Annotated in this window: 13 protein-coding genes and 1 riboswitch; of the genes, 11 read left to right on the top strand and 2 right to left on the bottom strand. The window is 47.9% G+C overall.

Annotated features, from left to right (window positions below; all coding sequences use genetic code 11):
* Window positions 1-242: 242 nt before the first annotated feature.
* Both ldhH and VN447_RS09305 read right to left on the bottom strand, forming a co-directional pair.
* Window positions 243-2414, bottom strand: coding sequence for an L-lactate dehydrogenase (quinone) large subunit LdhH (ldhH, locus tag VN447_RS09310; RefSeq protein WP_325524915.1), 2172 nt, complete (start codon window positions 2412-2414; stop codon window positions 243-245).
* Window positions 2414-3019, bottom strand: coding sequence for a lactate utilization protein C (locus tag VN447_RS09305; RefSeq protein ID WP_325524937.1), 606 nt, complete (start codon window positions 3017-3019; stop codon window positions 2414-2416). The genes ldhH and VN447_RS09305 overlap by 1 nt, the downstream gene beginning before the upstream one ends.
* A 203-nt stretch (window positions 3020-3222) precedes the next feature.
* Window positions 3223-3409: riboswitch (cobalamin riboswitch) on the top strand.
* 111 nt (window positions 3410-3520) lie between these two features.
* Here VN447_RS09305 and cbiD point away from each other — a divergent pair.
* The 11 genes from cbiD (at window position 3521) to VN447_RS09250 (ending at window position 13484) form a co-directional block, all read left to right on the top strand.
* Entirely contained in the window at window positions 3521-4615 is a 1095-nt protein-coding gene (cbiD, locus tag VN447_RS09300) for a cobalt-precorrin-5B (C(1))-methyltransferase CbiD (protein WP_325524935.1), read from the top strand.
* Window positions 4594-5226, top strand: coding sequence for a precorrin-6y C5,15-methyltransferase (decarboxylating) subunit CbiE (gene cbiE, locus VN447_RS09295; RefSeq protein WP_325524913.1), 633 nt, complete (start codon window positions 4594-4596; stop codon window positions 5224-5226). The genes cbiD and cbiE overlap by 22 nt, the downstream gene beginning before the upstream one ends.
* On the top strand, window positions 5223-5804 hold the full coding sequence (gene cbiT, locus VN447_RS09290; protein WP_325524911.1) for a precorrin-6Y C5,15-methyltransferase (decarboxylating) subunit CbiT: 582 nt from the start codon (window positions 5223-5225) through the stop codon (window positions 5802-5804). The genes cbiE and cbiT overlap by 4 nt, the downstream gene beginning before the upstream one ends.
* A gap of 44 nt (window positions 5805-5848) precedes the next feature.
* Window positions 5849-6613 (top strand): precorrin-4 C(11)-methyltransferase, encoded by a 765-nt coding sequence (cobM, locus tag VN447_RS09285; protein ID WP_325524909.1) that lies wholly within the window; start codon window positions 5849-5851, stop codon window positions 6611-6613.
* 3 nt (window positions 6614-6616) lie between these two features.
* Window positions 6617-7690, top strand: a complete 1074-nt coding sequence (locus VN447_RS09280) for a cobalt-precorrin 5A hydrolase (RefSeq protein ID WP_325524907.1) — start codon at window positions 6617-6619, stop codon at window positions 7688-7690.
* 11 nt (window positions 7691-7701) lie between these two features.
* Window positions 7702-8400, top strand: a complete 699-nt coding sequence (gene cobJ, locus VN447_RS09275) for a precorrin-3B C(17)-methyltransferase (protein ID WP_422663596.1) — start codon at window positions 7702-7704, stop codon at window positions 8398-8400.
* Entirely contained in the window at window positions 8397-9158 is a 762-nt protein-coding gene (gene cobK, locus VN447_RS09270; protein ID WP_325524903.1) for a precorrin-6A reductase, read from the top strand. Before cobJ ends, cobK begins: the two co-directional genes overlap by 4 nt.
* A 91-nt stretch (window positions 9159-9249) precedes the next feature.
* Window positions 9250-9876, top strand: coding sequence for a precorrin-8X methylmutase (locus VN447_RS09265; RefSeq protein ID WP_325524901.1), 627 nt, complete (start codon window positions 9250-9252; stop codon window positions 9874-9876).
* 99 nt (window positions 9877-9975) lie between these two features.
* Complete coding sequence (locus tag VN447_RS09260; protein ID WP_325524899.1) at window positions 9976-11388, top strand: cobyrinate a,c-diamide synthase; 1413 nt, start codon at window positions 9976-9978, stop codon at window positions 11386-11388.
* Complete coding sequence (gene cobU, locus VN447_RS09255; protein WP_325524898.1) at window positions 11378-11959, top strand: bifunctional adenosylcobinamide kinase/adenosylcobinamide-phosphate guanylyltransferase; 582 nt, start codon at window positions 11378-11380, stop codon at window positions 11957-11959. The genes VN447_RS09260 and cobU overlap by 11 nt, the downstream gene beginning before the upstream one ends.
* Window positions 11952-13484, top strand: coding sequence for a cobyric acid synthase (locus VN447_RS09250; protein WP_325524896.1), 1533 nt, complete (start codon window positions 11952-11954; stop codon window positions 13482-13484). Before cobU ends, VN447_RS09250 begins: the two co-directional genes overlap by 8 nt.
* Window position 13485: the final 1 nt, after the last annotated feature.

Genomic DNA, 13485 nt, shown 5'->3' with positions numbered 1-13485 from the left:
GGAACCGTTAAGAGTTAGAATGTAGGTCTTAAGCGAGCAATAGACCCTCTTTCTTGCTTAAATAAAGACATTGTGATGATTTATCTCTCTCGAATGGACTGGAACAGTCCAAATCACTCTTTTTTTAAGCAGACTCCCTGTTAGAAAGTATAACTTTCCGCCTGGATAAGGGCAACATCGGCTTCCGCTTTCGCCAGAGGCTCGGCGCAAGCCGTGTTTTCTTTATCTTGCGATTACTTACTTTAACTTTTGATGTTTTCTGCTAAAATCTCAGCTACATGCTTAATTTTCACAGTAGGCAGTTGTTTGTCCAGGCCCCCTTGAATCTGCATCATGCAGGCCGGGCAGGCAACGGCAATAACCTCTGCGTCGCTGGCTTTAATATTGGTGATTTTTTGCTTAAGTATTGGCATTGACAGTTCGCTGTATTTTACACCGAAAGCGCCGGCCATACCGCAGCATTTGTCGCAGTCTTTCATTTCTACCAGCTCATATCCTTTGGCGGCTTCAAGCAGCTGCCGCGGCTCAGCGTAAATGCCAAGGCCCCGCTTCATATGGCAGGAATCATGATAGGTGACTTTTTTGTTGCCGTCTGTTTTGGTTAAGCGCCCTGTTTTTTGGTATTCCTTAGCGACAAAACTGGTGAACTCGCAGACCTTATGACCGAGTTTTTCCGCACGGACTTTCCATTCCGGCTCATCTTCAAACAACTCGACATATGTCTGATGCCAGGTTTCGGCGCAGGTAGGACAGGCTGATAGAATGGTGTCAGCGTTGGCTGCTTCGAAGACCTCGATGTTTTTCTTGGCAATTCGTTTGGCTGTTTCGCGGTCGCCCATACCCAGTACTGGCTTGCCGCAGCAGCTTTGCTCCTCAGGGAAGACCACTTCCATGTTAAGGTCATGGAGTACTTTATATACTGATTCGCCAGTTTCAGGGAAAATAAAATCGATGTTACAGCCGCTAAAGAAAGCAATTCGTTTGGCAGGTTTATTGACTTTCTTGGTTATTTTGGCTACGCGATCGCGGAATGGCACGTCAGCCACGGCCGGTAGACTTCGATCTTTGGCCATGCCTGCTAAAAACAGCGGTAGATGACGAATTACGCGACCGGACTGAAAGGGTTTTTGGCCAATAGCTGCTAAGCGCAGCAGGGTGTGGAAAACTTTGCGGTTTGCCAAGACGTTTTCAAATACAGCTTTAACGCCGAACGGCAGACCATGTTCTTTGACAGCTTTGGCTCTGAGTTCTTCAATGAGATGGGGGATATCAATTTTACCAGGGCATATCTCAACGCATTTACGGCAGCCAATACACAGCTCATTAATCTTTTCAAAGTCGCCCATGCTATTTAAGAAGGCAGTCAGGATGGCGCCGATGCCGCCGGCGTAGATGTGACCATACACATGGCCGCCCACAAGGGTGTATACAGGGCAAACGTTAAGACAGGAGGCACACCGGACGCATTGGTAGATTTCTTTGAATTTATCATCATGAGCGGCCTTCAGGCGGCCATTATCAAAGAGAATAATATGAAGTTCTTTATCTTGCTCAACCCACTTACCGTCCTGTTTAACCATTACTGGGGTGGCGCCTGAGGTCATGGTCATATAACTGGTCATAAGTTGGCCGGTGGCGTTACGCGGTAGGGTGCGCAGGATAGGAGCAGCGTCTTTAATGGTAGGGATCAGCTTTTCATAACCGATGATTACAACATGAACACTCGGCAGGGTAGTAACCAGGCGGGCATTGCCTTCATTGGTTACTAAGCCAATGGCACCATTTTCGGCAATGCCGAAGTTTGCGCCAGAAATGCCCATGTCAGCTTGCAAGAACTCGGTTCTGAGTGCTGTACGGGCAGCTTGTACCATGAAAGGAATATCTGTTGGGATTTCCTGCTTAAGTTCTTTGGAGAAGTAGTCGGCAATCTGCTCACGGTTTAAGTGGATGGCTGGCATAACCATATGGGATGGCTTGTGACCGGCTAGCGAGATAATCCATTCACCCAGATCGGTTTCTTTTACATGAAGGCCAGCCGCTTCCAGGTCATGGTTAAGATGAATTTCTTCTGAGGCCATGGATTTGGATTTAACAATACGCTTTACGCCTTTTTCTTTACAGAGGTTAATGAGATATTCTTTAAGAGCGTTACCATCTTTGGCGCGGAATACTTTGGCGCCGCGCTTAGTGGCTTCACTCTCAAACTTATCAGCAAGGTTGTCAATGTCGGCGACGGCGTTCATTTTCATTTGACGGACTTGCTCCCGCAGGGCTTCAACATCGGCTACGTTTTCGTAGGCTTTAGCCCGGGAGATAGGATAGGCTTCGGCAAATCGGCCTAATGCACCGCGTAATACCTCATCATTTAATTTTTCTTCTATTTCATTTTTTATATTACGGTTATTTGTTTCCATTAGTTGCCACCTCCGTTAACTTCTTCATCAACGGCAATGATGACAAAACGGCTGGGACCATGAACACCGATTGTCAGAACGCGTTCGATGTCGGCAGTACGGCTGGGGCCGGTAATAAAGCTAATATAACCATGGTCATAGACTTTGGAGATAACATCCATGGCTTCAGTTACACCAGGCACAATATTTCCGCTGTTCATAAAAGCAACATGAACGGGAGGAAGCATGGAGACAAGACGGCTTTCAAATGCCATAGCATCCTGGCAAACGCTTCCTGACTCGGCAATGCCAAATTCAACGGCTGAGATGCCAATGTCGGCGCTTTCAGCATGCTCAGCAATGTCGGCCTGCTCGGTGTACAGAGTAACACCAAGTTCGGTTAATGCGGCATTGATACCGGCAGCTTGCTGCAGCGGACTGTTAACAGCTACAACTTTACGGGCGTTGGTGTATTTTACAAGGATTGCGATGACTTCTTTGGCTTCAGCCGCTGTTTTTACTCGGAAAACTTCGGCCGCTGCATTTTTTGCTCTGGTTTCGAACTCTGAGAATAGGCTGGCGCCGCCGGAACAGGATGTAAGCGCTTGTTTCCAGTTCTCACTCACTTTTTTCAAACTCTTCACTCCCCCAATATGAGATGTAAAATCGGTATGATGGTCTGACCAGTATAACATTTCTGCACTAAAATTCTAAAATCCTTTTCTATTTTGCAAAAAAATTGAATAATTTGCAAAAAAAATCTAAATTATTTAATTTTATAATATTTCAGCTGGCCAGCAGGAAAATACTTAACTATATGGAAGTATATTATAATCATAATTTGATAGGTGTAAGGGAATGGGTGCTTCATGCTTAATAGGGAAGTCCGGTGCAATACCGGCACGGTCCCGCCACTGTAATGGGGATGCTGCTTAATTTATGCCACTGGGAAACCGGGAAGGCTTAAGTGTGCGATGAACCAGAGTCAGGAGACCTGCCTGTTCTATCACATGCCGTTAGGACCTACGGAAGATAGGCAGGTGTGGGTACAATAATCAGGCAAAATTTCTTTATTGTTTGGTATTTACCCCCTGCTCAAGGGGGTTTTTCTATTGTCTGATAAACCGATGCGCAAGGGAATTACTACAGGAACCTGTGCAGCCGCGGCGGCTAAGGCGGCAGTTATGGCCTGGAAGGGGCAGCATGCTGCCGCTGTGGAGGTTATTTCGCCGCAGGGGGTCACACTGGTGGCGCCGGTGGCCGAGAGTCATGCGATCGCTGGCGGCGGTGTTGCCTGGGTGATTAAAGATGCCGGTGATGACCCGGACATTACTAATGGTGTTAAGATTGCGGCAGAAGTAATAGTAACAGAGGAACCTGGAGTCATTATAAAAGCCGGTGAAGGAGTAGGGACAGTGACTAAACCGGGGTTGGCTATGCCGGTAGGTGAACCGGCGGTAAACCCTGGGCCGCGTACGATGATTACTAAGGCGGTCGATGATTGCCTGCCCTCTGGTAAAGGCGCTATAGTGACTATTTCTGTTCCTGGCGGAGAAAAGTTAGCAACCCGGACTCTGAACCCGATATTGGGGATTGTCGGCGGTTTGTCTATTATAGGCACTACCGGTATTGTCGAACCCATGTCAGAGGAAGCGTTTAAGAATTCGCTTGTCCCACAAATTAGTGTGGTACAAGCGTTGGGGTATGATGAGATCGTGTTTGCACCTGGCAAAATTGGCCAGGATATTGCGGTCAATCGCTATGGCCTCCCGGCAGCCACGGTTGTTCAGACTAGTAACTTTATCGGACATATGCTGGAGAATGCTGTTAAGTATGGGATGCGCCGGGTGCTCTTGTTTGGGCATCTTGGTAAAATAGTTAAGGTGTCGGCTGGGATATTCCATACGCATAACCGTATGGCTGACGCCCGACTGGAAACACTGGCTGCCTATCTGGCGGCTGGCGGAGCGCCGCAGGCAGCCATTGAAGAGGTATTGGCTTCGACTACGACTGAAGCTGCCATGCCTATTATTGCCCGCTATAACATGACCGGTGTATACGATGTACTGGCCGAGCGGGCCAGTGCCAGGGCTGTGCGTTATGTGTTCGGCGATTTGACAGTTGGGACAGTGATTGTGACTTTGAAGGGAGATATACTGGGGCTTGATCAGACTGCCAGGGAAATTGGAGGCCATTTAGGATGGAACATACCTATAAAATAATTGTCGTAGGCATTGGTCCGGGTTCGCCTGATTATGTACTGCCAATCGCCAGTCGAACGATTGCTGGGGCTAAAGTGTTGGTAGGCAGCAAACGGGCGCTTGATACATTTGGATCAGCAAACCAGGTTATTAGAATTATTGATAAAGATATTAAGGGTGTACTCGATTTTATCGAGGGCCGGCTTGCCTGTCAGGATGTGGTTGTTCTGGTGTCGGGGGATCCTGGATTTTATAGTATGTTGGCTGCTCTTAGGGGGCGTTTCGCTGCTGAACGTATCACTGTTATTCCCGGCATTAGTTCGGCACAGCTGGCTTTTGCCCGGCTGGCCGAAGTCTGGCAGGATGCGGCATTAATCAGCATGCATGGCCGACAGGCGGCTGATGATGTGCTCAGATACCGGCCTGGTCACAAGTTAGGGATTTTAACTGATACCCAGCATAATCCCGCCCATATTGCCTGCGTTTTGTTAGAACATGGGTGGCCGGAGACGGCTTGTGTCTGGTTGTGTACCAATTTGTCTTATGATAATGAAGTAGTAGCCGCGATGACTTTGGCCGAGACGACGGGAACACCCGGGTTTGAACATAGTGTAATGGTGGTGAAGGCATGAAACATGGGTTAGGGATTCCGGACAGCGAGTTTGTCAGGGGCGACATTCCTATGACTAAGCAGGAAATTAGGATATTAACGCTGGCGAAAGCCAAGATTGGTTCTGCCGATACTGTCATTGATATCGGTGCCGGTACCGGATCACTGTCCATAGAAGCGGCTTTGTTAGCCGAACAAGGCAGGGTAATCGCTATTGAGCGTGAACCGGAAGGCTTTGATTTAATCAAGGTTAATGCCACCAAATTTAAGGCCGCGAATGTTGAGGCCGTGCTGGGAGCAGCCCCGGAGGCGCTTGAGGGGTTACCGGCGGCTGACGTGATTATGATTGGCGGCAGTGGCGGTAAACTGCCTGAAATTCTCAGGTGTGCTGACAAGCTGCTTAAACCGGGTGGAAGACTGATTGTAACGGCTGTCACTGTTGAAACATTATCTACTACGCTCAATATCATGCGGCAAAGGTCTGAGTACAGCGTCGAGGCTTGCTGTATACAGGTTACCCGAATCCAGCAGGTAGGTGCCAGTAATATGTTTAAGGCACTTAATCCGATCTATATAATTGCGTGTAGTAAAAAAGGGTAGCTGTTGAAGAAATGAAACAGCTTAAAAGAAGGGAGAAATAGTGAATGAATGTATTTTTTGTAGGAGCTGGTCCAGGTGACCCTGAACTCATAACAGTCAAAGGTCAGCGTCTTTTAGGGCAGGCCGATGTTATTATCTATGCTGGTTCTTTGGTAAATCCGGCGCTGTTATCGCTGGCCAAAAATGGTGCAGCTATCTATAATAGCGCATCAATGACTCTGGATGAAGTTATTGCAGTGATGGAAGCGGGAGTTAAAGAAAGTAAGCTGGTAGTTAGACTCCATACCGGTGACCCTAGCATTTATGGCGCCATCCAGGAGCAAATGGATGCGTTGGTAACCAAAAGTATTACGTTTGAGGTTATTCCGGGAGTTAGTTCCTTCCTGGCTACAGCGGCGGCTTTAAAGCAGGAATACACGCTTCCTGATGTGTCTCAAACAGTCATTATTACCCGGTTGGAAGGTCGTACTCCTGTTCCTGAAAAGGAAAAATTGGCCAAACTGGCCAGCCATGAGGCAACGATGTGCATCTTTTTGAGTGTTCATATGCTGGATAATGTGGTTAAGGAACTAGTGGACGGCGGGTATACATATGAAACGCCTGTAGCCATTGTCCAAAAAGCTTCGTGGCCTGATCAGAAAATCTTCCGCGGCACTTTAGCTACCATTGCGCAAATTGCCAGGGAAAATAGTATTGACCGTACAGCCATGATTGTGGTTGGCAAGGTCTTGAGTACAGATTATGCCTTGTCGCGACTGTATGCCCCAGAGTTTGGACACATGTTCAGGCAGGCACAGGAGGCCAAGTAGGTTGTGAAGCTGGCAGTCATTTCAGTGACTAATAAAGGGGCCGAACTAGCTGCGAGTACAGCGCCACGCTTGGGCCCTGATGTCGATATATATGTTAAGACAGGGCGTAATCCTATACATTCGCCGCACACGTATGACTGTTTGAGTGATTTGGTACGTGAAATATTTTCACTTTATGATGGGTTGATTTTTATCATGGCGACAGGCATTGTTGTGAGGGTTATTGCGCCGTACGTCAGGGATAAGCGGCTTGACCCTGCTGTAGTGGTCATGGATGATGGTGGCAATTTTGCCGTCAGCCTGCTGTCAGGTCATATTGGCGGCGCTAATGATTTGACTCGGCTGATAAGTACTGCCGCTGGAGCGACGGCGGTTATTACTACTGCCACTGATGTCGCCAACTTGCCAGCCGCCGATGTGCTTGCAGTCAAGCTTGATCTGGCGATTGAGCCTTTTTGTGCCTTAAAGATGATCAATTCGGCGATCGTTAATGGTGATCGAGTTGATTTTTTCATCGATAAAGCGTTGGCCGGGTATGAGCATTATATGTGTTTGGCAGCGAAACAGGGGATTTCACTGGCAGATATCGATGAACTTGCTTGCCAGGATAGATATGACGCTGCAGTAATCATTACCGATAGGGAACTCAATATTGATAAACCACACCTCTACTTGCGTCCAGGAAGTTTAGCCATTGGTCTTGGCTGCCGCCGCGGTGCTACCAGCGGTGAAATCCTGGCAGCCATTAACCAGGCTTGCAGGGAGGTTGGCCGCAGTTTTAAAAGTGTTGCGGTTATTGGGAGTACTGTTGTTAAAGAAGACGAAATTGGGTTGTTGGCTGCTGCCCAGCAGCTGGAAGTGCCTATTGAGTTTTTTACCAACGAGCAGCTTGCGCGATGTATTGAACAATATAAATTATCATTATCTGATTTTGTTAATGAAAAGATAGGAGTGGGAAATGTATGCGAACCAGCAGCAATTCTAACAGGGCAGAGCAGCAATCTGCTTTTGACCAAAACCAAGTATCCCAAAGTAACTGTTGCTATTGCTCCGGTAAAATATCGGTGGTGGGAATAGGACCTGGCAGTTTGGCTGATATGACGCCAAGGGCTCGGCAAGCGATTGAAAGTGCTGAGGTTATTGTCGGCTATGATACCTACTTAAACTTGATACAAGATTTGTTGACAGGCAAAGCCACCATTGGTACCGGTATGATGCAGGAAATTGACCGGTGTCAGGCGGCTGTAGAGCAAGCTATGAGCGGAAAACAGGTTGCCGTTATTTCGAGCGGTGATCCCGGGGTATATGGTATGGCCGGTCTGGTGCTTGAGCTTGTTGCTAAGTATCCTGCAACTGTTCAGCCTGAAGTTGTTGTAGTTCCGGGCATTAGTGCCGTCAGTGCTGCGGCTGCCGTCTTGGGAGCGCCGTTAATGCACGATTTTGCTGTTATTAGTTTGAGCGATCTGCTAACTCCGTGGGAGATTATTGAAAAAAGAGTAGAGATGGCGGCGGCTGGTGACTTCGTTATTGCTATCTATAACCCTAAAAGTATTAGAAGGACAAGTCAAATCGAGGCAGTGCGCGAGATTACTCTAAAACACCGCGGGCCTAACACCCCGGTCGGTATCGTGCATCATGCTACCCGAGCCAAAGAGGATATGACATTATCAACACTGGATGGATTCACTAACGAGCACATCGACATGTTTTCGCTGGTACTCATCGGCAACAGTCAGACTTATGTAGCTGACGGCAAAATGGTAACCCCGAGGGGCTACCGGCTATGATTTTAGTGCTGGCCGGAACGCTTGATGGCCGGGAGTTGGCGGTACGTTTGGCTGAAACGGGTTATCAGGTAATTGTATCGGTAATCAGTGATTATGGCCGAAGTTTAGCCGAATTTCCTGGTATCAGTGTTCACGCCGGACAACTGACAGTAGAAGGTATGAAAGAACTGATAGGCGTCCATGAAATTAAGACTATTGTTGATGCCAGCCATCCCTATGCTGTTAATGGTTCAGTGAATGCGATGGCGGCATGTGAAGCCACAGGTATTAAATATATACGGTATGAACGTTCAGTGGTTAGTGTCCCTGCTGAGTATGAACGGTTATATATAGCCAGTGATGCTGGCGAGGCCGCAAAAATTGCCGCAGGTTTAGGCAAGGTAATTTTCTTGACCACTGGCAGCCGCACACTCAAGCTATTTAAAAACGAGCCGTTACTAGCTGAAATCCGGATTATAGCGAGGGTGCTTCCTCAGCCTGATGTTATAATTGAGTGTATTGAGTTGGGTTTTAGCCCCGGTGATATTGTCGCAATGCAAGGACCGTTTTCCCACGGGCTTAATATGGCAATGTTTAAGGAGTATGGTACTGAAGTGGTTATAACCAAAAACAGCGGTATAATCGGCGGCGCTGATACTAAAATATCGGCTGCTATGGAACTAGGTTTGCCGATTATCGTAATTGGCCGACCTGCCATTGAGTACAAAAACCTATGTATGACCCAACAAGAAGTAATTAACATGGTTCACATTAAATAAGGAAAAGCAAAGTTGTTTTACAATGCATTCGCATGGCAAAGCTTCTAGTCATTGCGAGCGTTAGCGTAGCAATCTCATTGGAGGTAACGTAATGGAGTATATAAAAGACCCCATGGCCATTGAAACACGCAGCATGGAGATTATTGCGCCGTACTTGGCCGGGTTCAATTTAGATGAACAATCGATCAAGGTTTTCTCTCGTATTATCCACGCTGCCGGGGACCCGGACTATGCTAATATTATAAGAATTCATCCAGAGGCTATTGCCGCCGGCTTAAGTGCGCTCAAAGCCGGGTGTAATATTTTCTGTGATGTTGAGATGGTGCGTACTGGTATTAACAAACGCCGGTTGGCTGAATTGGGCGGGCAGACGTATTGTTTGGTGGCTGATGAGGCAGTGGCTCAGGAAGCCAAGGCGGCGGGTATTACCCGGTCTATGGCAGCTATGCGTAAATTCGGCGCTCAGCTCAATGGTGCCATTGTGGCGATCGGTAACGCACCGACAGCCTTGTTTGAAGTTCTGAAAATGATTAAAGAAGATAGTATTAAACCTGCGCTGATCATTGGCGTGCCTGTTGGCTTTGTTGGCGCGGCGGAGTCCAAAGAATTGCTGCATACTACCTCGTCTGTTCCGTATATTACTGTTTTGGGCAATAAGGGGGGGAGCCCCATCGCAGCAGCCTCTGTCAATGCCGTCATGTACATGCTGGGCCGATAAGCTATGTCTCATGAGCAATCATGCGGCAAAGTGACTGTTTTTACCGGCTTTGTGCAAAGGTAAGACAACAGCGGCAACGAATATTTAGGAGGATTACGCATGGGCCAATTGAATATTCCACGGGTAGTTATTGCCGGGGTTAGTAGTGGTGTTGGCAAAACAACGATTGTAACCGGTATACTGTCTGCTTTAGCTGAGCGTGGCCTTAAAGTTCAATCGTATAAAGTTGGCCCTGACTATATCGACCCCGGGTTCCACCGTTTGGCCAGTGGTAAAAGTGCCCATAACCTTGATACTTGGCTGGTGCCGCCCGATTGTCTCGCAGAAATATTTGCTAGTACGGCGGCAGGCAATGACATTGCTGTTATCGAAGGTGTTATGGGACTGTATGATGGCGGGCGCGCTGGTGTCAGCAGCACCGCGGCTATAGCTAAAATGCTAAACGCACCGGTAGTTCTGGTTATTGACGCCAAATCTATGGGCGAGAGTGCTGCCGCTATTGCTTTAGGCTTTAAACTGTATGATCCCGAAGTCAATCTAGCCGGTGTAATCATTAACAGGCTTGGCTCGGAAACCCACCGGCAGATGGTATGTGAGGCACTTGGTAAATTAGGAATTCCGGTCATTGGGGCAGTTTTTCGCAACAATGAGCTTAGTATGCCGGAACGTCATCTTGGCTTGACTCCGGTCACTGAGCATGAGGCTGCCGCAACTGTAGCCCAAATGGGACGCCAAGTCGCTCAGCAGGTGGCTTTGGACGATTTACTGTCGTTGGCTAAAACAGCGGGGCCCATCCCTGTACGCTCATCACCAGAAACTAACAGTCGTGTGATTAAAGCCCGAATCGGTGTGGCACAGGATGACGTGTTTACCTTTTATTATCCTTCGAGTCTTGAGGTTTTGGCTGAATTCGGGGCAGAGCTTATTCCTTTTAGTCCACTCAAAGACAGCCAACTGCCTGCAGTGGACGGTATCGTGCTGGGGGGTGGCTTTCCCGAAATGTTTGTCAAAGAATTGTCAGCTAATTCCTCAATGCGTAATGAAATACTGCGTGCAGCAGAGCAAGGCATGCCTGTATATGCCGAGTGTGGCGGCCTGATGTATCTAGCTCGTCAGATTGTAGATTTTGATGGTCAGGCCTATGACATGGCCGGTGTAATTCCAGCTGTATGCCAGATGCAGTCCAAACTCGAAACTGTAGGCTATGTGGAAGCAACAGCCTTAACGGATAATGTATTATGTGACGACAGGGAGATTTTGCGCGGTCATGAGTTTCATTTTTCACGAATGATTCCGGATATAAGTGCAGTGGAGTTTCCCTGGGCGTTCGAATTTAAGAAAATGCGGACAGGTGCTTTATATCACGGCGGTTATGCGTCAAATAGCGTGCTGGCGTCCTATTTGCACATGCATTTTGCCGGTAACAGGCAGGCAGCTGAGCGGTTTGTCGAACAGTGTGCGCAGTATAGGTCTTGCCAAACTGGACAGGGAGGTAGACAGCATGGCAGGTAAAATTGTTTTGGTTACTGGCGGTGCAAGGAGCGGCAAAAGCACTTTTGCTGAACGGTACGCCGCCAAAGGCAGCCGGAAGGTAGCTTATATCGCTACTGCTCAAATATATGATGATGAAATGAAAGAACGGGTGACTATTCATCAAAGCCGCCGTCCAGCCAGTTGGCCAACTTTTGAAGCGCCTTACAAGGCCGAGTTGGCTATGGCACAAGCTGTTCAGAGCGCAGACGTAGTATTGTTTGACTGCCTGACACTCTATACCACTAACTTGCTCCTGGCACCTGATGCACCGACTAACCGGGAAGAGCGCTGCCAGGCTGTGCTTGACGACATTGATAAATTGCTTGCTAGTGCTAAACAGGAGCACGCAGATGTCATTTTTGTTAGTAACGAAGTCGGGTTCGGGATTGTGCCTGATAACGCGCTGGCACGCGAATATCGCGATGTAGCCGGATTTGTCAATCAAAAAGTCGCCAGAAATGCTGACGAGGTTTATTTAGTAGTTAGCGGTCTGGCTGTTGAGTTAAAGAAGATAGCCGTTAGTCTGGGGGAGGGTGAGCTTAATGGCTAAAGCGATCATGCTGCAGGGAACCAGTTCTCATGTTGGCAAAAGTATTTTAACTACGGCGTTGTGCCGGATATTTAAACAAGATGGTCAAAGGGTAACACCATTTAAATCACAGAATATGGCACTTAACTCCTATGTAACAAAAACCGGTGGCGAAATGGGCCGGGCTCAGGTGGCACAGGCTGAGGCCGCCGGACTAGAACCTGCTGTTGAAATGAACCCAGTATTACTAAAACCTACTGGTAATTCTTGCTCACAGGTCATTGTCATGGGCAAGCCAGTTGGCAATATGTCAGCAAAAGAATATCATTCCGGCTATAGCCTTACGGCACTGGGGGTAGTAACCGAGTGTCTGCAGAGGCTGCATAATGACTTTGACGTTATTGTAATAGAAGGGGCTGGCAGTCCGGCTGAAGTTAACCTTAAAGACAACGATATTGTTAATATGCGTATTGCCAAACTAGCTCCGGCGCCGGTACTTTTAATTGCTGATATTGACAGGGGCGGTGCGCTTGCATCAGTTGTAGGCACGTTGGAACTGTTAGAGCCTGATGAACGGGATTTGGTCAAAGGCATTATTATTAATAAATTCCGGGGCGATATTAATTTGCTGAAACCTGCGCTGGATTTTCTTGAAACTAAGACCGGTAAGCCAGTACTCGGTGTTATTCCGCATCTTGACAGGCTGGGTATTGACGATGAGGACTCGGTATCTCTGGAAGATAAACAGCAGTCAGATACGACGGGAGAAATTGATATTGCCGTATTACGTCTCCCCAAAATATCGAACTTTACTGACTTTGATGCCCTTGGGAATGAAAGTGACGTTCGGGTCAGATATGTGCGTCAGGGGGAAGCCATAGGTAAGCCTGATCTTATTATTCTACCTGGCAGCAAGAATACGACTGAAGATTTGTTGTACCTTCGGCACAATGGCTACGAGCAGGAACTTATTAAGCTGGTAAAGAGCGGTACGCCGGTTGTTGGCATCTGTGGCGGTTACCAGATGCTGGGGCGGGAGGTTCAAGATCCTGACCATACTGAATCAGATCTTGATAAAGTCATGGGTTTAGGCCTTATTGACAGTATCACTATTTTTGAAGCTGATAAAGTAACCCATCAGGTCAAGGCAACGGCTAATAACCATAAGTTCTTAGGAATTAACTATAGCGGTGATAGTCTGACCGGCTATGAAATTCATATGGGCCGTACCCAGTTCATGACCCCCGTTGACACCGCCTTTACGATTGTCACCCGTTCGGGCGAGCAGGTAGACATGCCTGACGGTGCTGTTTCTTCAGACGGCCTTGTTATGGGAACTTATATGCACGGGATTTTTGATAACGATGCGTATCGCCGGGCTGTGCTTGATGCGCTGAGAGTACGTAAAGGTCTGTCGCCGCTAGGTATTACTCAGAATACGCAGGCCCTCAAAGATGCCGCCTACGACCGGTTGGCAGACGTTGTCCGCCACAGTATGAATATGGACTTAGTCTACCGTATCATGAACGAAACAAATGGTAAGTAGG

The organism is Sporomusa sp. (genome assembly GCF_035561155.1).
Classification (GTDB): Bacteria; Bacillota; Negativicutes; order Sporomusales; family Sporomusaceae; genus Sporomusa.
This window is presented reverse-complemented; position numbering and strand designations above follow the sequence as displayed.